This is a genomic window from Sulfitobacter sp. HNIBRBA3233 (assembly GCF_040149665.1).
Classification (GTDB): domain Bacteria; phylum Pseudomonadota; class Alphaproteobacteria; order Rhodobacterales; family Rhodobacteraceae; genus Sulfitobacter; species Sulfitobacter marinivivus.
Window position 1 is genome coordinate 1,287,532 of sequence record NZ_JBEFLP010000001.1, and the last position, 23,174, is coordinate 1,310,705.

Annotated in this window: 20 protein-coding genes; 11 read left to right on the top strand and 9 right to left on the bottom strand. The window is 63.9% G+C overall.

Going from position 1 to position 23,174, the window contains the following annotated elements:
• The first annotated feature begins 73 nt into the window (after window positions 1–73).
• Window positions 74–1,366: an O-acetylhomoserine aminocarboxypropyltransferase/cysteine synthase family protein gene (locus ABMC89_RS06165; protein ID WP_349566275.1), complete on the top strand. Its 1,293-nt coding sequence runs from the start codon at window positions 74–76 to the stop codon at window positions 1,364–1,366.
• 125 nt (window positions 1,367–1,491) lie between these two features.
• A complete protein-coding gene (locus ABMC89_RS06170) occupies window positions 1,492–4,233 on the top strand; it encodes a hypothetical protein (RefSeq protein ID WP_349566277.1) in 2,742 nt (913 codons plus the stop codon).
• Between the two features lie 116 nt (window positions 4,234–4,349).
• Here the strand turns inward: ABMC89_RS06170 and hppD are convergent, their stop codons facing one another.
• On the bottom strand, window positions 4,350–5,444 hold the full coding sequence (gene hppD / locus ABMC89_RS06175; RefSeq protein ID WP_349566279.1) for a 4-hydroxyphenylpyruvate dioxygenase: 1,095 nt from the start codon (window positions 5,442–5,444) through the stop codon (window positions 4,350–4,352).
• A 140-nt stretch (window positions 5,445–5,584) separates the two neighbouring features.
• On the opposite strand from hppD, the gene ABMC89_RS06180 reads away from it, so the two are divergent.
• Both ABMC89_RS06180 and ABMC89_RS06185 read left to right on the top strand, forming a co-directional pair.
• The gene (locus ABMC89_RS06180) at window positions 5,585–6,040 is read left to right on the top strand and encodes an Lrp/AsnC family transcriptional regulator (protein WP_349566281.1); all 456 of its coding nucleotides are present in this window, start codon (window positions 5,585–5,587) and stop codon (window positions 6,038–6,040) included.
• Window positions 6,041–6,072: 32 nt separating this feature from the next.
• Window positions 6,073–7,995, top strand: a complete 1,923-nt coding sequence (locus ABMC89_RS06185; RefSeq protein ID WP_349566283.1) for a cation:proton antiporter domain-containing protein — start codon at window positions 6,073–6,075, stop codon at window positions 7,993–7,995.
• Between the two features lie 23 nt (window positions 7,996–8,018).
• Here ABMC89_RS06185 and cobT read toward each other — a convergent pair whose 3' ends face one another.
• Complete coding sequence (cobT, locus tag ABMC89_RS06190; protein ID WP_349566285.1) at window positions 8,019–9,029, bottom strand: nicotinate-nucleotide--dimethylbenzimidazole phosphoribosyltransferase; 1,011 nt, start codon at window positions 9,027–9,029, stop codon at window positions 8,019–8,021.
• Window positions 9,030–9,128: 99 nt separating this feature from the next.
• Here cobT and cobS point away from each other — a divergent pair, with 99 nt between their 5' ends.
• Window positions 9,129–9,863 carry an adenosylcobinamide-GDP ribazoletransferase gene (gene cobS, locus ABMC89_RS06195; RefSeq protein ID WP_349566287.1) on the top strand — a complete coding sequence of 245 codons (735 nt, stop codon included), beginning with the start codon at window positions 9,129–9,131 and terminating at the stop codon, window positions 9,861–9,863.
• 61 nt (window positions 9,864–9,924) lie between these two features.
• Here cobS and ABMC89_RS06200 read toward each other — a convergent pair whose 3' ends face one another.
• From ABMC89_RS06200 to ABMC89_RS06220, 5 genes are all read right to left on the bottom strand, one after another.
• On the bottom strand, window positions 9,925–10,437 hold the full coding sequence (locus ABMC89_RS06200; protein ID WP_349566289.1) for a CarD family transcriptional regulator: 513 nt from the start codon (window positions 10,435–10,437) through the stop codon (window positions 9,925–9,927).
• Window positions 10,438–10,708: 271 nt separating this feature from the next.
• Entirely contained in the window at window positions 10,709–11,044 is a 336-nt protein-coding gene (gene fdxA / locus ABMC89_RS06205; protein ID WP_349566291.1) for a ferredoxin FdxA, read from the bottom strand.
• Window positions 11,045–11,096: 52 nt separating this feature from the next.
• Window positions 11,097–11,486: an RNA-binding S4 domain-containing protein gene (locus ABMC89_RS06210; protein ID WP_349566293.1), complete on the bottom strand. Its 390-nt coding sequence runs from the start codon at window positions 11,484–11,486 to the stop codon at window positions 11,097–11,099.
• Window positions 11,483–14,464: a helicase-related protein gene (locus tag ABMC89_RS06215; RefSeq protein WP_439655638.1), complete on the bottom strand. Its 2,982-nt coding sequence runs from the start codon at window positions 14,462–14,464 to the stop codon at window positions 11,483–11,485. The genes ABMC89_RS06210 and ABMC89_RS06215 overlap by 4 nt, the downstream gene beginning before the upstream one ends.
• Before the next feature lie 18 nt (window positions 14,465–14,482).
• On the bottom strand, window positions 14,483–15,037 hold the full coding sequence (locus ABMC89_RS06220) for a tetratricopeptide repeat protein (RefSeq protein ID WP_349566295.1): 555 nt from the start codon (window positions 15,035–15,037) through the stop codon (window positions 14,483–14,485).
• A gap of 75 nt (window positions 15,038–15,112) precedes the next feature.
• On the opposite strand from ABMC89_RS06220, the gene ABMC89_RS06225 reads away from it, so the two are divergent.
• The 6 genes from ABMC89_RS06225 (at window position 15,113) to ABMC89_RS06250 (ending at window position 21,554) form a co-directional block, all read left to right on the top strand.
• Window positions 15,113–15,400 carry an SCP2 sterol-binding domain-containing protein gene (locus ABMC89_RS06225; protein ID WP_349566298.1) on the top strand — a complete coding sequence of 96 codons (288 nt, stop codon included), beginning with the start codon at window positions 15,113–15,115 and terminating at the stop codon, window positions 15,398–15,400.
• Between the two features lie 12 nt (window positions 15,401–15,412).
• On the top strand, window positions 15,413–16,360 hold the full coding sequence (locus tag ABMC89_RS06230) for an alpha/beta fold hydrolase (protein WP_349566300.1): 948 nt from the start codon (window positions 15,413–15,415) through the stop codon (window positions 16,358–16,360).
• Between the two features lie 39 nt (window positions 16,361–16,399).
• Window positions 16,400–17,425 carry a ligase-associated DNA damage response exonuclease gene (locus ABMC89_RS06235; protein ID WP_349566302.1) on the top strand — a complete coding sequence of 342 codons (1,026 nt, stop codon included), beginning with the start codon at window positions 16,400–16,402 and terminating at the stop codon, window positions 17,423–17,425.
• The gene (locus ABMC89_RS06240) at window positions 17,422–19,020 is read left to right on the top strand and encodes an ATP-dependent DNA ligase (protein ID WP_349566304.1); all 1,599 of its coding nucleotides are present in this window, start codon (window positions 17,422–17,424) and stop codon (window positions 19,018–19,020) included. The genes ABMC89_RS06235 and ABMC89_RS06240 overlap by 4 nt, the downstream gene beginning before the upstream one ends.
• A gap of 109 nt (window positions 19,021–19,129) precedes the next feature.
• Entirely contained in the window at window positions 19,130–20,947 is a 1,818-nt protein-coding gene (locus tag ABMC89_RS06245; protein ID WP_349566306.1) for a M3 family oligoendopeptidase, read from the top strand.
• A gap of 118 nt (window positions 20,948–21,065) precedes the next feature.
• Window positions 21,066–21,554, top strand: a complete 489-nt coding sequence (locus ABMC89_RS06250) for a fasciclin domain-containing protein (RefSeq protein ID WP_349566308.1) — start codon at window positions 21,066–21,068, stop codon at window positions 21,552–21,554.
• 43 nt (window positions 21,555–21,597) lie between these two features.
• On the opposite strand, the gene ABMC89_RS06255 is transcribed toward ABMC89_RS06250, so the two are convergent.
• Both ABMC89_RS06255 and rpoH read right to left on the bottom strand, forming a co-directional pair.
• Window positions 21,598–21,867, bottom strand: a complete 270-nt coding sequence (locus tag ABMC89_RS06255) for a DksA/TraR family C4-type zinc finger protein (protein ID WP_349566310.1) — start codon at window positions 21,865–21,867, stop codon at window positions 21,598–21,600.
• A 277-nt stretch (window positions 21,868–22,144) separates the two neighbouring features.
• A complete protein-coding gene (gene rpoH / locus ABMC89_RS06260) occupies window positions 22,145–23,041 on the bottom strand; it encodes an RNA polymerase sigma factor RpoH (protein ID WP_349566312.1) in 897 nt (298 codons plus the stop codon).
• Between the last annotated feature and the right edge of the window lie 133 nt (window positions 23,042–23,174).

Consider the following 23,174-nt stretch of genomic DNA (forward strand, 5'->3'; position numbering starts at 1 on the left):
CCCGATAATCGCCATTGAGGCATCCTTGCTTTCGACCTAACCTCCGCGGAAATCTGTTCTTGAGGAGGATACAATGACAGACGGCCCCACATACGGTTTCGACACCCTGCAAATTCACGCCGGCGCACGCCCCGATCCGGCCACCGGCGCACGGCAAACGCCGATCTACCAGACCACGGCCTATGTCTTTCGCGACGCGGACCACGCGGCGGCGCTGTTCAACCTTCAGGAAGTCGGATTTATCTATTCGCGCCTGACCAACCCGACGGTCGCGGTGCTTCAGGAACGCATTGCCACGCTCGAGGGCGGCGTTGGCGCGGTCTGCTGTTCCTCCGGCCACGCGGCGCAGATCATGGCGCTTTTCCCGATCATGGGACCGGGCAAGAATATCGTCGCCTCGACACGCCTCTACGGCGGCACGGTCACGCAGTTCAGCCACACGATCAAGCGCTTCGGCTGGGAATGCAAATTCGTGGACTTCGATGATCTTGAAGCCGTCAAGAACGCGATCGACGAGAACACGCGCGCGGTGTTCGGCGAGGCGATTGCCAACCCCGGCGGCTATATCATGGACGTGCGCGCCATCGCGGACATCGCCGATGCGGCAGAGATCCCGCTCATCATCGACAACACCACGGCGACCCCCTACCTCGTGCGGCCCATCGAACACGGCGCGACGCTGGTCGTGCATTCGACGACAAAGTACCTGACGGGCAACGGCACCGTCACCGGTGGCTGCATCGTGGATTCGGGCAAATTCGACTGGTCCGCGAACGACAAGTTCCCGTCGCTCAGCCAGCCCGAGCCTGCCTATCACGGCCTGAAGTTCCACGAAACCTTCGGCCCGCTGGCCTATACGTTCCACGGCATCGCGATCGGCCTGCGTGACCTTGGCATGACGATGAACCCGCAGGCGGCGCACTATACCCTCATGGGCACCGAAACCCTTTCGCTGCGCATGGATCGCCACGTCGAGAACGCCGAGAAGATCGCCAAATGGCTCGAGGCGGATGACCGCATCGACTATGTGACCTACGCGGGTCTTGAATCCTCGCCCTATTTCGAGCGCGCCAAGAAGGTCTGCCCCAAAGGCGCGGGCGGGCTGTTCACCTTTGCGGTCAAGGGCGGCTACGACGCCTGCGTCAAGCTGGTGAATGCGCTTGAAGTGTTCAGCCACGTGGCGAACCTCGGCGATACGCGGTCGCTGATCATCCACTCCGCCTCGACCACCCACCGCCAGCTGACCGCCGAGCAGCAGGAAGCGGCAGGCGCAGGCCCGTCCGTTGTGCGTGTCTCGATCGGGACCGAGGATGCGGACGACCTTATCGCCGATCTGGATCAGGCGCTTTCCAAGGCCGTCGCCTGACCCCTCGGGCCCCCGATCTGCGGCAGACCGCTGATCCGTGCCTCGCGTCTTTTCACGCGGGGCACGGTGCACTATCCTGAGTGCACGAAGTTGTTGGTTAACCGCACCCGTGATAAAGGCATGGCATGAAGCCTAATTTTGCTCTTTCCCTGTCGTTCGAAGGCATCCAGCTGCTGCACCGCGCCGCAGGCGGCTGGAGGGAGGTTGGCGAGGTCAGCGTCTCTTCGGACGATCTCGCGGCAGAGCTGGCCGTTCTGCGCAAGACCGCCGTCAGCCTCGAACCCGGCGGTCTTCGGTCGAAGCTCGTGATCCCCGCGAGCCAGATCAAATACCTGACCATCGAAACGCCCGGCCTGTCCACGCAGGCACGGCGCAAGGAAGCCGCGAAAGCGCTCGAAAACGCCACCCCCTACGAGGTCGAAGATCTGGCGTTCGACATCTCGCAGGACGGGCCGCTGACCCATGTCGCGGCTGTTGCCCGCGAAACCCTTTCGGAGGCGGAAGGGTTCGCGCAGGAACACCGTTTCCACCCGGTCAGCTTTGTGGGCATGCCCGAAGACGCACCCTATCTGGGCGAGCCGTTTTTCGGCAGGACGAAAGCAGCGGACGATCTGCTGGAAGACGGCGAAGAGGTGGAACCGGACGGTATAGCCGTCGTTGTGGTCGGCAAGATCGACCCCGCCGCGCTGACAGCTGCGGCCTCGACGGAAACCGGCGCAGAAGCCCCGGACAACGATCCAACGGTCGCGGGTCAGGATCCCTCCGACAACGCGCACGAAGCCGAGACAGAAAAACCGGACGAGGCCCCCGCACAAACAGCCGCGACACCGCCCTCGCCCGCCGAAGACGCGCCTGAAGCCGCACCTTCGGGCAAAGCGGCGGATCAAAAACCGTCTTCAGATGCGGATACCGTGCCGGACGAACCGCCCCTGCCCGCCTTCGCCGACCGCAGCCTGACGGCGCAGGAACTGGCCGATGATCCGTTGGAGGACGCACCGAAGGTCGCGCCCCGCCCCGATACCGCGCCCAAAGCATCGCCAGCGCAGCCTTCCGCGCGCTCCGACAAGGCCGCTGCGGCTCCGGTCGCGGCGCTTCAGCCGCAGTCGAAGGGGGATGCGCCCCTCGCGCCGGCCCCGAAGAAACCCACACTTTCTGCCGCGCGCGCCGTTTCTGCGCCGGCGGCGGCACCCGCCGTGGGCTTTGCGAGCCGCCGCGCACCACAGCCCGCGACGCGCACGGGCAAAGCAGCGGCACCGCGGATCACACCGCAGCCCGACAGCAGCTCCCTGACGCAAACGCCGCCCCCCGACGAAGAGCCGGTCGCCGCGCCCGCAAACAAGAAAGGCGGCTTTCTGAGCCGTCGCAAGCCCCGCAAGGGGGCCGCCGCACCGGTCCCTGCCCCCGCGAACAGGCTGCCCGCAGCCAGCAGCGAGGAGGAGCGGATGACCGTCTTCGGTGCGCGCGCTGCGGACATCGGCGGCAAACCGCGTTTCCTTGGCCTGATCATGACCGTGATCCTGCTGGTCTTCCTCGCCGGTGTCGCGGCCTGGGCGGCGGTGTTCCTCGATGACGGGATCGCAAGCCTCTTCGGCGGCGACCGCGACCGTGCGGTGGCCTCCGCCCCCGAGAACCAGATCACCCCCGAGGTGATCCGCGTCCCGGATGACAACCAGGATACGACCACCCCCACCGCCGAGGGCACGCAGGTTGCAGCACTCGATCCCGTTCTCTCCGCCTCCGAGACCGCGACAGTCGATGCCGCCCTTGCTCCGCGCGCCGAACCGGAGCTGCCGGTCATCAGCGAACAGGAAGCCGCGGCGCGATACGCCGTCAGCGGCATCTGGCCCCTTGCGCCGCGTGATGTTCCGGGCCGGCCCGAGCTGGACCAGCGTCCGGTTTTCCAGATCGGGATCGACGGCAGCAGCGGCGCGACAGACGCGATCGCACTGCAAAACCCCGAAGCATTCGATACGGACCTGACGCTGGCCTCGATCCCCTCACCGCCGCCCTTCGGGCAAAGCGCGCGGATCGGCGATGACGGGTTGATCGTGCCCACCGACAGCGGCGTTGTGGCACCGGGAGGCTATACGCTCGTCGCCGCCAGCCCACCGGTCAAGCCACCGCTGCCGCCGACACGCTTCGCTGAGGACCCGGAAGAGGACGCAACCGCCGCCGAAGATACGCCCGCGCCGCTGCTGGCCGCGTTCCGGCCCACGCAGCGGCCCACCGGGCTGGCAGAGACAACCGAACGCGCCCAGCTGGGTGGTGTGACATTCTCGGAACTTGCCGCTTTCCGCCCGTCGCTGCGCCCCCGGTCGCTGCAGGAACGCGCGGATGAAGAGCGCGAGCAGGCGAAGGCCGACGAAGAGGCGCGCGCACGCGCCGCGGCAGAAGCGGCAACAGCGGCAGCGGCTGCCGCGCTTGCCCTGCCGCCCGCCGCAGAAGCCCCCGCCATCGAAAACGCCACCCGTTTTGCCACGACCCAGTCCCGGCGGCCCGACACACGGCCACGCAATTTCGACCGGATCGTGGCCAAGGCCCAGCGCGCCCAACCGCCACGCGAGACCCAAGTGGCAACTGCCGCCGCCGTGGCACCGCGCGCTGTCGCCCCCAAGATCCCGTCGAAAGCATCCGTGTCCAAAGCGGCAACCGTCAAGAACGCGATCAACCTGCGCCAGGTGAACCTGATCGGAGTCTACGGAAAACCGTCGAGCCGCCGGGCCTTGGTGCGTCTGTCCAACGGCCGCTACAAGAAGGTGCGCGTTGGCGACGCGATCGACGGCGGGCGCGTCTCGGCAATCGGGAACGACGAATTGCGCTATACCAAGCGGGGCCGCAACGTCGTGCTGAAAATGCCGAAAGGCTGATACCGCCTTCCGGCCCCAACTCCTGACATCATCGGGCAAAGAAAAACGCGGGGCGCGCGCTCCTTTGCACCCCGCGTTCCGGTATTGTGACGTGACGCGACCGCCGCAGCGCCGGATTACTCCGTCGCCAGTTCGCCGCTGTCGATCTGCTCTTGCTCGATACTCTCGAACAGTGCCTTGAAATTGCCTTCGCCAAAGCCGTCATCGCCTTTGCGTTCGATGAATTCAAAGAAGATCGGACCGATCACGGTCTTCGAGAAAATCTGCAGCAGGATCTTCGTTTCTGCGCCGTCCACCACGCCTTCTCCGTCGATCAGGATGCCGTGTTTGCGCATCCGGTCCAGCGGTTCCTGATGGCCCGTGACGCGGTCCTTGCTGAGCTCGTAATAGGTGTCAGGTGGCGCAGGCATGAACCGCAGCCCCCGCTCCGCAATCGCATCTGTCGCGTCGTAGATGTCGCGCGCGCCCACGGCGATATGCTGGATACCCTCGCCGTTGTATTTCTTGAGATAGGCAACGATCTGCCCCGTCTCGCCCCGGTCTTCGTTGATCGGGATGCGGATACGGCCGCAGGGCGATGTCAGCGCGCGGCTGAACAGGCCGGTAAACTTGCCCTCGATATCGAAGAAGCGGATTTCACGGAAGTTGAACAGATCACCGTAGAATTTGAACCACTTATCCATGTTCCCCTTGAACACATTGTGCGTCAGGTGGTCGAGGTAGTAGAACCCCACGCCCTCGGGCTTTGACGTGGCGATCCAGTCATATTCCCAGTTGTAGGGGGATGTGTCGTAATACTGGTCCACGAAATACAGAAGCGACCCGCCGATCCCCTTGATCGCGGGCACGTCCAGAACCTTGCCGCCGCCCTTGTATTCCTCGGCCCCGTTGGCGACCGCATGGGCCAGCGCCTTTTGCGCATCCACGACGCGCCAGCCCATGGAGGGGGCGCAGGGGCCATGCTCTGCCACAAAACCGGCGGCAAAGCTGTCGGGGTCGTGGGTCAGTGCGTAGGTGATATCGCCCTGCTGCCACAATTCGATGCCCTTGGTCTTGTGGTTCGCGACATGGGTGTAACCCATCTTGCGGAACACCTCGCGCAGCTCTTCGGGGTTGGGAGAGGCGAATTCGACGAATTCAAAGCCATCGGTTCCGGCGGGGTTCTCTGCCGTGATCTTGGATTTCGGCGCGTCGTGGGGGAAAGGGCCCATGTCTGAATCTCCTGTCGGTGTTGATTTGGCAGGCAGGTTACCACTCATCCGCCGCTATTTTTGCGCAATTTCGGACGTTGGACTGGTGATCTTCGCGCAGTTTGCGCATAGTATCCGTCAGAAACGTGGATTTCGCGCATATGCTTGATGATATGGACAAGCGGCTTCTCGCCGCCCTTCAGCAGGACGCTCACCTGACCTCGCAAGAGCTGGGCGAACGTCTGAACCTGTCGCCCTCGCAGGCGGGGCGCAGGCGGCAGCGGCTGGAAAGCTCGGGCGTCATCGAAAGCTATACCGCGCGGGTCGATGCGCGGCGGCTCGGGCTTGCGGTGCAGGGGTTCGTACAGGTTCACCTGTCGATCCACGGTCCCGAACACGCGCACAGCTTTGGGCGGCTTATCGCCGCGCGAAACGAAATTGTGAGCGCGTGGACCATGACCGGGGATGCGGATTACCTGTTGCGCGTCTACTGTGAAGACCTACCTGCACTCAACAGATTGATTCACGAGGTGCTCTTGCCACATCCAGCGGTCTCGCGCGTACAAAGCCAGATCGTGATGGACCAGCTGAAACGCGACGGCCCGCTACCAACCTGAACGCCGGTGTGGCGTGACCAAAAGGATACGACATGGAAGGTTTCCTGTTCCAAGCCTCGATCTACCTCGCCGCCGCGGTGCTGGCGGTGCCCATTGCCGCGCGGCTGGGGCTGGGATCGGTGCTGGGGTATCTGGCCGCAGGCATCATCATCGGCCCGGCCCTGGGGCTGGTCGGATCCGAGACAAAGGATCTGCAGCATTTCGCCGAATTCGGCGTGGTGATGATGCTGTTCCTGATCGGCCTCGAACTCGAGCCGAAGGCGCTCTGGGACATGCGACACAAGCTTCTGGGCCTGGGCGGGCTGCAGGTTGTCGTCAGCTCGCTTGCCCTGATGGGGATCGCGATGGCCTACGACCAGCCGTGGGGCGTGTCGCTTGCCATCGGTCTGTCGTTGTCGCTGTCCTCTACCGCGATCGTGCTGCAAACCCTGTCCGAAAAAGGGCTGATGCAGACCGCTGGCGGACGGTCGGTGTTTTCCGTGCTGCTCACGCAGGACATCGCAGTCATTCCCATTCTTGCCTTTCTGCCCCTGCTCGCGGTCACGCTGCCGACTGTCGTCGGCCCAGACGGGTCGATCCTGCGCGAGGGCGCGGCACAGGGCGCCGGCGGCGGCGGCCACGAGGCGGCAGGCGCGCACAGCCCCGAAGCCGCCGTCGCAGCCGTGCGCCTGATCGAGAGCCTTCCGGCATGGGGCGTGACGCTGGTCACCATCGGCGCAGTCGTGGGCATCGTGGTTGTCGGGGTATTCTTCACCCGGCCGGTGTTCCGTTTCATCCACGCCGCAAAGCTGCGCGAGATGTATACCGCTCTGGCGCTGCTGATCGTCGTGGGTATCTCTGCCCTGATGACGATCGTGGGCCTGTCACCGGCGCTCGGCGCATTTCTGGCCGGTGTGGTGCTGGCCAGTTCCGAATTCCGGCACGAGTTGGAAACCGACCTTGAGCCGTTCAAGGGGCTGCTCCTCGGGCTGTTTTTCATCACCGTCGGCGCGGGGATCAATTTCGAGCTTCTGGCGGCGGATTTCGCCATTATCATGGGGATGGCACTGCTGGTCATCATCGTGAAGGGGCTGATCCTCTTCGGGCTGGGATGGCTGTTCAAACTCAAGGGCCGCGACCGCTGGCTTTTCGCGCTGGGTCTCGCACAGGCGGGGGAGTTCGGCTTCGTGCTGGTCAGCTTCTCTGTCACCACGGGTGTCATGCCCAATCCGGTGGCGGAAACCCTGCTGCTGGTGATTGCCCTGTCGATGCTGATCACGCCGCTTCTGTTCATTCTCTACGACTTCATCTCGCGCCGCTCGGCCGAGGCGCATGTGCGCCCTCCCGACGACGAGATCGACGAATCCGGCCCCGTGATCATCGCGGGCGTGGGCCGCTTCGGCCAGATCGTGAACCGTCTGGTGCAGGCGTCGGGCTTTGAAACCGTGGTTCTGGACAACAACCCCAAGACGATCTCGGTCATGCGCCGCTTCGGCTTCAAGGCGTTTCTCGGAGATCCGACCCGCGCCGACATCCTGCGCAAGGCCGGTCTGGCCGAGGCAAAAGTGCTGGTGGTCGCTCTCGACAATCAACAATCCGCGCGCGCGCTGGTGCAATACGCCCGCGCCCAGCGGCCCGATCTGCATATCGTGGCAAGGGCGCACGACCGCACGGATGTCTACCACCTGTTCCGCGCCGGTGCGAACGACATCGTCCGCGAGATGTTCGACAGCTCGCTGCGCGCGGGCCGCTACGTTCTGGAAAACCTCGGCCTGTCGGAATACGAGGCCGCAGAGGCGCAGCGGATCTTCTACCAGCACGACCGGATGTCGATCCGCGAACTGGCCGAGCTGTGGCGCCCGGATGTCGATCCGGTAAACAACAAAGCCTACGTTGCCCGCGCCAAGGCGCTGGAAAAGGATCTGGAAACAGCTTTCCTGAACCGCACGGACGAGGACGACAAGAAAAGCGCCTGACGCGCGCTTTCCCCACGAACCCTCTAGCCGTCGCTGACCCCGGCCTCGGCAAAGGTGGCCATGCCGCTGTGGCATTCCAGCGCGGATCTGACGATGTTGATCGCCAGCGCGCCGCCCGATGCCTCGCCCAGACGCAGACCGAGCGACAGGATCGGATCCTTGCCAAGACTGTCAAGCAGGCGCGCGTGCGCCCCTTCGGCGCTGAGGTGCCCCGCGACGCAGTGGTCGAGGGCGCCCTTGACCGTATGCTCGAGGCAGGCGGCGGCTGCGGTGCAGATGAACCCGTCGAGGATCACGGGAATGCGCAGGGCGCGTGCGCGCGCGATCGCGCCCGCCATCGCGGCCAGCTCCCGTCCGCCAAGCCGGCGCAACAGCTCGAGCCCGTCACCCTGCCCCGCGTGCAGCGCCACCCCTTCGGCCACCACATCCGTCTTGAGCGCGAGGCCTGTGTCATCGACGCCGGTCCCGCGACCGGTCCAAAGACCCGCATCGCCGCCCACAAGTGCTGCGGCCAGCGCGGCGGCCGGCGTGGTGTTGCCAATCCCCATTTCGCCCACGACCAGCAGATCCGACTGATCGTTGACCGCATCCCAGCCGCGCGCCAAGGCTGCGGTCACCTCGGCCTCGGTCATGGCCGGGCCTGCGGTGAAATCGGCGGTGGGTGTATCGAGGTCCAGCGCATGGACATCCAGCGTCGCACCCGCCGCGCGGGCGAGCTGGTTGATCGCCGCCCCGCCCGCCTGAAAGTTCAGCACCATCTGTTCCGTCACTTCGGGCGGAAAGGCAGAGACACCGCGCGCCGCGACGCCGTGATTTCCCGCGAAAACGATGATCTGCGGTGCCGTCACGCGGGGGCGGGCCTGCGCACGCCATGACGCGTACCAGAGCGATAACTCTTCCAGCCGCCCCAGTGATCCCGGCGGCTTGGTCAATGTGCCGTCGCGGGCCTGCGCCTCGCGCTGTGCTGCCGCATCAGTGTCAGGCATCTGGCCGAGGAGCGCGCGAAACCCCGCAAGATCGGAAAACTCAGCCATTCTACACCTCTTCATTGCCAGACCGGTCCAGCCTGTTTACCCAATGGCGCGAGGCTCACAAGCGCAGAAAGGGGCAGACACGTGCGAAAAAACGACCCTGTGAAGCAACTTTGGCTTGCGCTGGTCCTGCTCACCCGCCTGCCGATGCCGCATTTGCCCGCCGAGGCTTTCGCCAACGGCGCGCGCGCGGTCTGGGCCTATCCGGTTGTGGGCGTGGTCGTCGGCAGCTTCGCCGCCCTGTGCGCGCTGGCGGCTGCCGCGCTGGGGTTGCCCGATGTCGCGGTCTCGGGCGCGGCGATTGCCGGGATGATGATGGTAACCGGTGCGATGCACGAAGACGGGCTTGCGGATCTGTTCGACGGGTTCTGGGGCGCTGTGACAACGCCCGACCGGTTGCGGATCATGCGCGACAGCCAGATCGGCACCTACGGTGTTCTGGCGCTGGTCGTGGTGACCGGCCTGCGGTGGAGCGCGCTGACCCTGCTGCTGGCGGAGGGCATCGGCACGATGATCGCCGCGGCGGTCCTGTCGCGCGCTGTGATGCCACTGCTGATGGCGACCCTGCCCCACGCCCGTGACGACGGTCTGTCACATTCCGTCGGGCGCCCTGCCATGGCGTCCGCCCTCGTGGCCCTCGGGATCGGCAGCGTGCTGGCGATCGCGATCCTCGGCAGTGCCGGCATTCTGGCCGCCCTCACCGTGATCGCCGTCGGTGCCGGCCTTGGCACCTTGGCAAGACGCAAGATCGGCGGGCAGACGGGCGATGTTCTGGGCGCAGCACAACAGTTGGCGGAACTGGCGGTCCTGCTGCTCTGCGCTGCCGCCGTGGCATGAAAAAACCGCGCCTGCCGGGTGTGGCAGACGCGGTTGGATTTCGGCACCGTTGTCCGGCGGATCAGGCTGCGACGCGGCTTTCGAGAACGTCTCCGACCTGCTTGGCTGCGGCCATTTCATCGCCACCGGACACCGCAGCGACTTCGCGGGTCAGACGCTCGAGTGCCGCTTCGTAAAGCTGACGCTCGGAATAGCTTTGCTCGCGCTGCTCGTCGGTGCGGTGCAGGTCGCGCACGACTTCGGCAATCGCGATCAGATCGCCCGAATTGATCTTCTGTTCGTATTCCTGCGCCCGGCGCGACCACATCGCTTTCTTGACCTTGGCCTTGCCCTTGAGGGTTTTCATCGCGTGGCTGATCACGTCCGGAGAGCTGAGCGCGCGCATCCCGATCTCGGTCGCCTTGTGCGTGGGCACGCGCAGGGTCATCTTGTCCTTCTCGAAGGAAATCACGAAAAGTTCCAGTTTGATGCCAGCGACTTCCTGCTCTTCCACGGAAATGATCTGCCCGACGCCATGGGCGGGGTAGACGACGAATTCGTTGGGGCGGAAATCAAGTTTCTTGGATTTGGTCATACTCTTGAGGCTCCTGGCTCGGTCGTGCCCTGTAAGGCAGGACACGGAAAAAAACACGCAAGACATCGGGCCAAAGCCCGGTCTGTCGGCGTGGTGGTGACGGATCAGTTGCGCCGCGGCAATCCGGCGGCGATTTTATGTGCGTGTTTCACTTGCATTACGCAATCATACCACAAAAATGAGGCCGCTGGAAGCGGCCCCGCAGAAGCGTCATGGTCAAGCATTTAAGGCCTTCGGACGGATCCGCGCCAAAAACCGCGCGAATCGGTTTTCAGCCGCCCTCGCCCGGCGTTTCCGAGAAGAGCTCCATCTTGCCTTCCTTGCCGTCCATCTCCTCGGCGTTGGGCAACGGGTCTTTCTTGGTGATGATCACCGGCCAGAGCTCGGAATACTTGCGATTGAACTCGACCCATTTTTCCATGTCCGGCTCGGTATCCGGACGGATGGCGTCGGCGGGGCATTCGGGCTCGCACACGCCGCAGTCGATACACTCATCTGGGTGGATGACGAGCATGTTCTCGCCTTCGTAAAAGCAGTCGACCGGGCAGACTTCTACGCAGTCGGTGTACTTGCAGGCAATGCACGCATCGTTGACGATATATGTCATGGGGAGGTCTCTGTCATATGAAGTTGGGCACTAGCTAAATCAGCGGCTTCCATCAATCAAGGTGGCGGGACCGAGAAAGATCAAGCTGCCTGCGGTCGCGCTTGGTCGGACGACCTTTTCCGTCATAGCCGGGATTTTCGGGACGGGCGTCCTTGTCGCGCGGTTGCGGCGGCGAAAGATCGGTGTATAGCGCCTGCGCCTCGGGCGCCGGTCCGCGCCTTGTGCCGCAGGCTTCGATCCGGATCACGCGAACATGATCGTCTTTGGGGAAGGTCAGCACGTCGCCCGGCGTGACCGTGGCCGCCCGTTTCGATGTCGGCGTCCCGTTGATCCGCACATGCCCGCCCGCCACGATGGTCGCGGCAAGCGAGCGTGTCTTGAAGAACCGTGCGTACCACAGCCATTTATCCAGCCGCAGTTTCTCCGCTGCGGCTGCGGTCACTTATCGCCTTTCAGCCCCATCAGCGCGGCGGCGAAGGGATTGTCGGGATCGATGGCTTTTTCCTTGCGCGGCGGTTTGGAGGAGAAGTTCTGCGCCTTGCCCCCCTGCGCCGGTTTTCCGCCGCCTTTCTTGCCACGCGGCTGCTGGGACTTCGGTTTGTTGCGGCCACCGCCGCCTGCCCCGCGTGCATCGCCACCGCCCTGACGGCGCGGCGGACGCGCCCAGGTAAAGGTATAGAAGACTTCCATCTCCTGTCCTTCGATCTCGGCGTAGGGCTCCGTGCCGGGATCGATTTCCTCGGCGGGAGTGTCGGGGATATTGTCGTCGACTTCCGGCTGTTCGGAGGGTGCATCCGCAATCGGTGCAATCCCGTCGTCGGGCATCTCGGCGACCCGCTCCGAAGTGTCCGCGGGCTGCACGGGCTCGGCCGCGTCGACCACGCCGCCGTCCGGCTGTTCGGCGGCCACGTCCATCACGGGCTTGTCCGGGGCATCCTCGGCAGGTGCTGCATCATTGAGCGTCTTTTCCGGCACATCCGTGTCGGCCGCGGGCGGCATCGCTTCTTCGGTGCCGTCATGGGGGACAACCTTGTCCGCAGGCTTGGCCTTGGGGCGCTCACCGCGTTCGGCGCGGTACCCCAGCCCCTCCATCAGGTCGGCGAATTGTTCAAGCGTTGTGCCGGAGATCGACAGCATATCCGCTTTGGCCTCGAAGCCGCTGCGCGAATCCTCGGCGCGCAGCATGTCCGCCAGACGCTCCAGCATGTCGATGCGGATCGCCCGTGTGCCCGCGTTACGGTAGCCAGACATGGTGTCGGCCCCTTGCGGTGCGCCAGCCTCGACCGGGATGGTGACAAGGCCGGGCGGCGGCGATTCAGGGAACTCGCCAAGGTTCTTCTGGAGCGACCACAGCACCAGACGCAGACGCGTGGGCGCGGGTTTCAGCAAAAGCGGCATGAAAATCGTGAACTGGCCGAAACGGATCCCGTGCTTGCGCAGCGCACCGCGCGCGTCCTGATCCAGCGATTTGACTTCGTCGGCGACCTGCGCACGGGGGATGATGCCGAAGTTTTCGACCATCTGGAACGCAAACCCGCGGGCAAGACCCGTCAGCGCGTCATCCTTCTGCATGGCGATCAGCGGCTCGAACAGCGTGGCGATCCGGCGCTCGATGAAGTGTTGCAGCCTGCGCTGGACCTTCTGGACCACGTCAGCACCCGCGATGTCGTCGACGAAAACCTCGACGTTGGGCTTCAGGTTGTCGGAGCCCGCAACCAGTTTGCCGACAGCCGTGTCGCCCCACATGAGGCCACCCTGTTCGGTAAAATCGATTTCCGTATCCGGCGCGTTGTAGAAACGGTCGGCCCGAAGCTGGAATTGCGGCGCAAGCGCCTGCAAGGCAGCGGTCTTGATCGTCTTGCTTTCGGCGGCACCCGCCCCCTTGTCGGCGCGGAACCGGAACCCTTCCAGTTTGCCTACGTATTCGCCTCCGACGGTCACTTCACCGGTATCATTAACTTCGGCCACCATGGCTTCCTTCTGTCCTAGCCGGCGCAAAAGCACGGATGTGCGCCGGTCTACAAATCTTTGGGTCAGACGTTCGTGCAAGGCGTCCGACAGTCTGTCTTCTACGACACGGGCTTCTCCGCGCCAATGGGTTTCGTCGTTGGTCCAGCCTTTGCGCTGGGTGACGTAGGTCCACGTGCGGATAAACGCCAGTCGTTTGGATAACGCATCAATGTCGCCATCGGTTCGATCTATGCGTCGGATTTGCCGCGCGAGCCAGTCGTCCGGGATCGTCCCGCGCTCGTGCAGGTGGTTGAAAATCACTTCCAGAAGGCTCGCGTGCTCGGCGTGACTGATCCCGCGGAAGTCGGGAATCCGGCATACATCCCACAAAAGACGCACCGAAGGGCCATCGGTCGCGCGCGCCGCGATCTCGGCGTCATCGGCCAGCATCTTGAGCGCGCGCAGGTCGTCTGCCTCGCGGGCTTTGACTAGCCGCTCGTTGTCGGGTTTTTCCTCGAGCGACATGATCAGCCGGTCCACCGATCCGAATTGCAGCGCCGGGTTGCGCCACAAGACCTTGTTCTGGGGCGTGAACTGGTGATCCATGATCGCCCGTGCCACCCCTTCGTCGAGAGGCCGGGCATCGCCCGTTACGCCGAAGGTGCCGTTCTTCATGCCCCGCCCCGCACGGCCCGCGATCTGCGCCAGCTCGTTGGGGGCAAGCGGACGCATCCGCCGTCCGTCGAACTTGCTCAGCGATGAAAACGCCACGTGATCCACATCGAGGTTCAGCCCCATCCCGATCGCGTCCGTTGCCACCAGGAAATCGACTTCGCCGTTCTGGTACATGTCCACCTGCGCGTTGCGTGTGCGGGGGCTGAGTGCGCCCATCACCACGGCGGCACCGCCCTTCTGGCGGCGGATCAGCTCTGCGATGGCATAGACGTTTTCGACCGAAAACCCGACGATGGCGCTGCGCGGGCGCATCCTGCTGATCTTTTTCTGGCCCGAATAGGTCAGCTCCGACATCCGCTCGCGCTTGATGAACTGCGCTTCGGGGACCAGCGCCGCAATGGTGCCGCGCATGGTGTCGGACCCCATGAACAGCGTCTCGTGCAGGCCGCGCATCCGCAGCAGCCGGTCAGTAAAGACATGCCCGCGTTCGGGATCGGCGCAAAGCTGGATTTCGTCGACGGCGGCAAAATCGGCCCCCATGCCTTCCGGCATCGCCTCGACCGTGCACACCCAGTACTGGGTGCGCGGCGGCACGATCCGCTCCTCGCCGGTTACCAACGCCACGACCGACGGGCCGCGCGCGGCAACGATACGGTCATACACCTCGCGCGCCAGCAGCCGCAGCGGCAGACCGATGATGCCCGTGCGATGTCCGAGCATCCGCTCTATGGCATATGTCGTCTTGCCTGTGTTGGTCGGGCCAAGAACGGCCACAACTCTTCCGCGCGTATCCACCGCATCATTCCTTCGCGATCAGAGGGTGCGGCCGATGCCGTCTTTCTTCAGACCTTCGAGCGCCTTGGTTGCATTTTCATGATGCGGGTTCAACGCCAGAACCCGCCGGTAAAGCTGCGCGGCCTGCCGCGTGCGGCCGAACTCCTCGAACATCACGGCCAGCCCGAAGATCGCGTTGAAATGCTGCGGGTTGAGCGCCAATGTCCGCTCCAGATCGTCGATTGCGGGGCCGTATAGTTCGGCACGGAAATAGGCAGTGGCGCGCGCGTGGAACCCTTCGGCAAAATCCGGCGCGTGGTCGGTCAGGGCTGTCAGATGGTCGATCGCCACATCGAAATCCCCGACCGCCATGGCCTCGCGCCCGCGCTTGAGCAGAAGGTCCATCGCAGCCGATCCCGACCGCGACCATTCCCGCTCCAGATCACGCTGGGCGTTCGCCGCTTCTTCGGGGGTCGCGGTGCGCAGTTTTTCGATCAACACGTCCTGATCCTGCGCCTGCGCAGGGACACCAAGCAACAAGACGACACCAAGTGTCGCAACGGCATGTTTGAGGTTGACGGTTCGAATACGCATAACAATTGTGAACGTAACAGGTGACGGGCCGATTTCCAGAGGCACGGGTCACCAATTGCCAAAAAGGACTCACATATGAGTGATATCGTCAACGAAGCCGTCAAGGTCCTGAACGAAAAGATGTCGGGGGGCCTCGGTGGCACCGCGAAATTCGACATCGAGGGCGAAGGCTGTGTCATGATCGACGACGACGGCGCGCGCGCGGGCGACGAGGAAGCGGACGTGACGCTGAGCGCGGACCCCGAGACCTTCCGCGGCATTCTCGAAGGTGACACGAATCCGACAGCCGCCTTCATGGCGGGCCAGCTGAAAGTCGATGGCGACATGGGCATGGCGATGAAACTCGCCTCAGTTCTGGCCTGATCCGGCCGCCTCATGGCCCTGACCGATGCCCCCCTGTTCACGGATGTTGATCCCGGCCCCGATGGGGGCCGTGCGGTTTGGGCAGACACGTCCGACGGCAAACGCATCCGGCTGGGCATCTGGACGAAAGGAACCGACCGGGGCACGGTGCTGCTGTTCCCCGGCCGGACCGAATACATCGAGAAATACGGCCCCGCCGCCGCCGATTTCGCGGCACGCGGCCTGTCGACCATCGCCATAGACTGGCGCGGTCAGGGCCTTGCCGACCGGCTGCTGGACGATCCGCTGACCGGGCATGTCGATCTCTTTTCCGACTACCAGAAAGACGTGGCCGCGCTGATGCGGGCCGTGCGCGAGCTGAACCTGCCGCGCCCCTATTTCCTTGTGGCGCACTCCATGGGCGGCTGCATCGGCCTGCGCGCAGTGATCGAAGGCATCGGCGTTCAGGCGGCTGCGTTTACCGGACCGATGTGGGGGATCCATATCGCCCCGCACATGCGGCTTCCGGCCAAGATCATCACCAACCTGCTGCCGCGCATCCATCAGGGGCACCGTCTGCCCCCGGGCACGAAACGCGATCCTTACGTGCTGACCGATCCGTTCGAGGACAACGTGCTGACAACGGACGCCGAAATGTTCGAGATGATGCAATTGCAGGTGCAGGCGCATCCCGACTTGCAACTGGGCGGCCCCAGCGTCATCTGGCTGCGCGAGGCGCTGGCAGAAACCCGGCACCTCGCCGGGCGCGCGGCCCCAAACATGCCCTGCCTGACCTTTGTCGGCACCAATGAACGCATCGTCGACGTGCCGCGCATCCGCGCCCGGATGGAGCATTGGAAAGGCGGCGCGTTGCGGATGATCGAGGGCGCGGAACACGAGGTCCTGATGGAGCTTCCCAGCATCCGCACCCCGATCTTCGACGAGATTTCGGCCCTCTTTCTCGACACCACGACCGGCTGATCGCTGGCCCCGGCGGCCCGCACCGCTATCTGGTGCGCCATGAGCCGAGAACCCGCCCTGATATTCACCCCCGAAGGCATCTATTGCCCTGCCGGAGATTTCCATATCGATCCGTGGCGCCGCGTGCCGCGCGCGCTGATCACCCACGGGCACGCCGACCACGCCCGCTGGGGCATGGACAGCTATCTGGCGACCCATGACGCCCTGCCCGTCATGCGCCACCGTCTGGGCGACATCGCGGCCGAAGGCATCGCCTACGGCGAACGCCGGCAGATCGGCGGGGCAACGGTGTCTTTCCATCCCGCGGGCCATGTCCCCGGCGCGGCGCAGATCCGCGTCGAAGTAGCCGGTGAAATCTGGGTTGCTTCCGGCGACTACAAGGTGATCGACGATGGCCTGTCCACCCCGTTCGAGCCGGTGAAATGCCATCACTTCATCACCGAAAGCACCTTCGGCCTGCCCGTGTTCCGCTGGCGCGCACAGGCCGACATCGCCGCCGAGATCAACGGCTGGTGGCGTGACTGCGCGGCGGCGGGCAAAACCGCGATACTGGGGGCCTATTCGCTTGGCAAGGCACAGCGGCTGATCACGATGCTGGACCCCTCAATCGGCCCGATCCTGTGCCACGCGGCGGTTGAAAACACCAACGCGGTGCTGCGCGAACAGGACATCGCCCTGCCCGACACCGTGCTGGCCGACAAGGACATCAGCGCCAAGACACATCCGGGAGCGATGGTCATCGCGCCGCCCTCTGCGATGGGATCGGCATGGTCGCGCAAGTTCGGCGCGCAGGAAACCGGCTTTGCCTCGGGCTGGATGGCGATGCGCGGCGTCAGGCGCCGCCGCGCAGGCGACCGAGGCTTCGTCATCTCGGATCACGCGGACTGGAACGGGCTGCTTTGGGCAATCAAGGAAACTGAATCCGAAAACGTATACGTCACACATGGTTACACGGATGTATTCGCGCGATACCTTAATGAAAACGGCTGGAACGCCGAGGTAGTGCCGACACAGTTCGAGGGGGAAAGCCTCGACCGGTCGGACGATGCGGAGGATGCCGCATGAAGGCCTATGCCGACCTCTTCAATGCAATCGATCAAAGCACGAAAACCACGATCAAGGTCAATGCGTTATCAGAATATTTTAAGGTAACGGATGATATCGACAAGCTGTGGACGATCGCGCTCTTCTCGGGCCGCCGACCGAAGCGCGCGGTCACCACCACGAAGCTGCGCGAATGGGGTGCCGAAGTTGCGTGCATCCCCCTGTGGTTGTTCGAGGAATGCTACCCCATCGTGGGCGATCTGGCCGAAACGATTGCACTGGTCCTGCCGCCGAACGAGACCACGGACAATCGCCCCCTGTCGCAGTGGATCGCGGACCTGCGCGAGGTGTACAAGGCCGACGAGGAGGCCAAGAAGGCCTTCGTCCTCGACGCCTGGGCGCGGCTGGGCGGCACCGAGCGCTTCGTGTTCAACAAGCTCATCACCGGCGGCATGCGGGTTGGCGTCAGCCAGAAGCTGATGACCCGCGCACTGGCCCGCGCCACCGACCGTGACGAGGCGGAACTGGCACACCGCCTGATGGGCAACTGGCATCCCGACGACACGACGTGGCACGCGCTGATCGAAGCCGAGGACGCCAGCGCCGATACCTCGCGCCCCTATCCTTTCTATCTGGCCTACGCGCTGGAAAACGGGCCCGAAGACCTCGAGACGCCGCAGAACTGGCGCGCCGAATGGAAATGGGACGGCATCCGCGGCCAGCTGATCCTGCGCGGGGGCGAGCATTTCGTCTGGTCGCGCGGCGAAGAGCTGATGACAGACCGCTTTCCCGAACTGGCGCGCGCGGTCGACTACCTGCCCGACGGCACGGTTCTGGACGGCGAGTTGCTGGTCTGGCACGCGGACCGCGACCACCCCGAAAGCTTCAACACGCTCCAGCCGCGTATCGGGCGCAAAACGGTGCCGAAAAAACTGCTGAAAGAGGCGCCGGTCATGCTGCACGCCTACGATCTGCTGGAGCATGAGGGCGCGGACGTGCGGGAGCGCCCCTTCGCGGACCGCCGCGCCATGCTGGAGACGCTCTGTACCGGTCTGCCGCCCGATGCGCCCGTCCGCCTGTCGCCGCAACTGCCCTTCAGCGCGTGGGAGGATCTGCACGCCTACCGCGACAACGCGCGCGAGGCCTATGCCGAGGGGCTGATGCTGAAACGCGCCGACAGCCCGTATCTGTCGGGGCGCAAGAAAGGCGACTGGTGGAAATGGAAACTCGCGCCGCTGACCATCGACGCGGTGATGATCTATGCGCAATCGGGATCGGGGCGGCGGGCGAACCTGTTCACCGATTTCACCTTCGCAGTCTGGGACGGCGACGATCTGGTGCCCTTTACCAAGGCTTATTCCGGCCTGACCGACGCCGAGTTCCGCAAGATCACGGCTTGGGTGCGCAAGAACACGCAGCAGCGCTTCGGCCCTGTGCGGCAGGTCACGCCCCACCACGTCTTCGAGATCGCGTTCGAAGGCATTCAGGCCAGCCCCCGCCATAAATCCGGCGTCGCACTGCGCTTTCCGAGGATGCTGCGCTGGCGGCAGGACAAACCCATGGCCGAGGCCAACACGCTCGACGATCTCAAGCAGATGCTGGCCCAATACGGCTGAGCCGCCGCATTTTTAGCTGTCCGGTGCTGCCGCGGCGGCAAGATGCCTTGCCCCCCGGGGCATGCAGCCTTACCTGTTGGCCAAAGACTGACACAACCGAGGTGACGAGATGTTCCAACTGCCCTTTCCCGTACGCGACGCAAACGCCGGAGGTGGCAAGGATTTCGGCGACCTGCCCGAATGGGACCTCGACGATCTCTATACCGGTGAAAACGCAGCCGAGCTGAAGCGCGATCTGGACTGGCTGGAACAGGCCTGCCGCAGCTTTGCCGAGGACTACGAAGGCAAGCTTGGCGCGCTGGATGCCGACGGGCTGCTGGACTGCGTGTTGCGCAACGAGAAGATCAACCAGATCGCGGGGCGCATCATGTCCTTCGCGGGCCTGCGCTACTACCAGCAGACGACGGACGGCAGCCGCGCAAAGTTCATGTCTGACATGCAGGAGAAGATCACCAATTTCACCACTCCGCTGGTTTTCTTCACTCTTGAACTCAACAGGCTCGAAGACAATCACCTCGACGCGCTGCTCGACGCCAACGACGATCTGGCCCGCTACAAGCCAGTGTTCGACCGCATCCGCGCGATGAAGCCCTACCAGCTTTCCGACGAGATGGAGAAATTCCTGCACGATCTCGGCGTTGTCGGGGACGCGTGGGAGCGGCTGTTCGACGAAACCATCGCGGGCCTTGAATTCGAGGTGAACGGCGAGATCCTCGGCATCGAGGGCACGTTGAATCTGCTGACCGATCCGGACCGCGACAACCGCGAGGCCGCGGCGCGCGAACTGGCCAGCGTGTTCCAGAACAACGTCAAGACCTTCGCGCGCATCCACAACACGCAGGCCAAGGAAAAAGAAGTCCTTGACCGCTGGCGCGGCATGGAAACCGCGCAGACCGCGCGACACCTCAGCAACCACGTCGAACCCGAGGTCGTCGAGGCGCTGCGCAATGCGGTGGTCAACAACTATCCCAAGCTGAGCCACCGCTACTACGAGCTCAAGCGCAAGTGGCTGGGGCTGGACAAGATGCAGGTCTGGGACCGCAACGCGCCCCTGCCGATGGAAGAGCCCAAGACAGTCGGCTGGGACACGGCAAGGGCGACCGTGATGGAGGCCTACGAAGCCTTCGATCCGCGTATGGGCGAAATCGCCAAGCCGTTCTTCACCGATGGCTGGATCGACGCGGGCGTCAAGCCCGGCAAGGCACCCGGTGCCTTTGCCCACCCCACCGTCACCGACGTGCACCCCTACGTGATGCTGAACTATCTGGGCAAACCGCGTGACGTGATGACCCTCGCGCACGAGCTGGGCCACGGGGTTCATCAGGTGCTGGCCGCCGGTCAGGGCGAAATGCTGTCGTCGACACCGCTGACGCTGGCCGAAACGGCGAGTGTCTTCGGCGAGATGCTGACTTTCCGCAAGATGCTGGACAAGGCCAAGACGACATCAGAACGCAAGGTGCTGCTGGCCGGCAAGGTCGAGGACATGATCAACACGGTCGTCCGCCAGATCGCCTTTTACGATTTTGAGTGCAAGCTGCACGAGGCCCGGCGCGGTGGCGAGCTGACGCCCGAGGATATCAATGCGCTGTGGATGTCGGTGCAGGGTGAAAGCCTCGGACCTGCGTTCGAGTTCATGGAAGGCTACGATACCTTCTGGGCCTATATCCCGCATTTCGTGCATTCCCCCTTCTACGTCTATGCCTACGCCTTCGGCGACGGATTGGTGAACGCGCTCTATGCGGTCTACCAAGAGGGCAAGCCGGGGTTCGAGGACAAGTATTTCGACATGCTCAAGGCGGGCGGGTCGAAGCACCACAAGGACCTGCTGGCCCCCTTCGGCCTTGATGCGTCCGATCCGGCCTTCTGGGACAAGGGGCTTTCGATGATCTCGGGCATGATCGACGAATTGGAAGCGATGGAAGACTGATCCGGCAGTCCGGGCGCGACAACGCGACGCGCCCGGACCGCCAAACTCTGCCCGGCAACCGCGAACCATTCGCGCGGCCAGACGTATCCCCCCTGAACCATTGCAAAGGGAGATACCAATGAACCGCAGATTTCTTCTCACCTCAGCCGCTGCTGTCGGCCTGTTGTCGGTCGCGGGATGCGCGACGACCATCGCATCCAGCGGATCCATCGTCGATGTTGCGGCTGGCGATCCCGATTTCTCGACACTGGTCACGGCAATCTCGGCGGCGGGGCTGACCGAAACCCTTGCGGGGCCGGGGCCGTTCACGGTGTTCGCGCCCACGGACGCGGCCTTTGCCGCGCTGCCGGCAGGCACGGTGCAATCGCTGTTACGCCCCGAAAACCGCGACGATCTGGTTGCGCTGCTGTCCTATCATGTCGTTCCGGGGGCCTACCCTGCCTCGGCTCTGGCAGGGGAACGCGGGCGGCTTGATACGCTTGAAGGGGGTCGTCTGCGGATGAACGGCAGGAACGGTGTTCGCGTCGACGGTGCGACCGTGAGGATGCCCGATATCGTCGCCTCGAACGGGGTGATACACGCGATCGACACCGTGCTCATGCCCTGAACTTTCGCGCGGCTCGCCTAGGCGGGCCGCGCCGGTGCTTGCTTTACTTCAACTGGCTGTCTTTCGACCCGCGCCGGTTGATTCCGCCGCGCGCCTGCTGGCGCCCGTCGCGTTCCTGCATGCAGTCGATGCACAGCTTTACGCCGGGAAGCGCCTTGCGGCGGGCTTCGGGAATAGGTTCCTCGCATTCCGCGCAATGGGTGCGGCTTTCGCCTTCGGGCCCACGCCGCGCCTTCAGCCGTGCAAGTTCATCGCTGATAGAGGCTTCTATCTGCTCCGATACCGCACCATCACGTGCCCATCCTCCTGCCATCGCTTTATCCTTTCCATCCCGGTTCGGGTGTCAGTCTATACCCCCCAACGCATCACACCGGGGATTTGATCCCCGGGGATGCTTCAACCGCCGCTTGGCTACACCATAATCATAGCAAAAACGGCCTGCTGCGTCAGAAAATCGCTTGTCTCGAAGGTCGGGTTTTCAGTCCTTCCGGTCTACACCCGCGAGGCCCAACCAAGGTAGCGGCCCCCGAAAACCCTGCGCAAGACAAAAGAGCGCCCCTGTCAGAGCGCCCTTTCAGGGAAAAATCGGTTTATGCGTTCGCCATCATCCCTTTTTCTTTGGCGATTTCGCGCATGCGCGCTTGCAGCTTCTCGAACGCGCGCACCTCAATCTGGCGGATCCGTTCGCGGCTGACGTCGTACTGTCCAGACAGATCCTCCAGCGTCACAGTCTCGTCGGAAAGGCGGCGCTGCGTCAGGATATCCTTCTCGCGGTCGTTCAGGACCTCGAGCGCCTCTGCCAGCATCTCACGGCGCGTTTCCAGCTCGTCGCGCGCTTCGTAATCGCTGGCCTGGTCGGCGTCTTCATCCTCCAGCCAGTCCTGCCATTGCATCGTGCCTTCGCCTTCGGAGCCGACAGTCGCGTTCAGCGATGCATCGCCACCGGACATCCGCCGGTTCATCGAGATGACTTCCGCTTCGGTCACACCCAGCTGCGTCGCGATCTTCTCGACGTTTTCGGGCCGCAGATCGCCCTCTTCCAGCGCGCCGATCTTGTTCTTGGCCTTGCGCAGGTTGAAGAACAGCTTTTTCTGACCCGATGTCGTGCCGAGCTTCACCAGGGACCAGGAGCGCAGGATATATTCCTGAATAGACGCGCGGATCCACCACATCGCGTAGGTCGCCAGCCGGAATCCCTTTTCGGGATCAAAGCGCTTTACCGCCTGCATCAGGCCCACGTTCGCCTCCGAGATCACCTCGGCCTGCGGCAGACCGTAGCCCCGGTAGCCCATCGCGATCTTCGCAGCCAGACGCAGGTGCGATGTCACCATTTTATGCGCCGCCTCGGTGTCCTGTTCCTCGACCCAGCGTTTGGCCAGCATGTATTCCTCTTCCGGCTCCAGCAGGGGAAACTTTCGGATCTCCTGCATATAGCGGTTGAGGCCACCTTCCGGCGTGGGTGCGGGCAGGTTTGCGTAATTCGCCATGTTTCTATCCTTCGTCCCTGAAACCCCATGTTACGAGGTTTAACATACCATATGGGCGCGGTGATTTACACATACAAGTCTGTGCCGCGCGGTTCACGTTCATACCTACACAACGATTGTTAACGAGGAATGA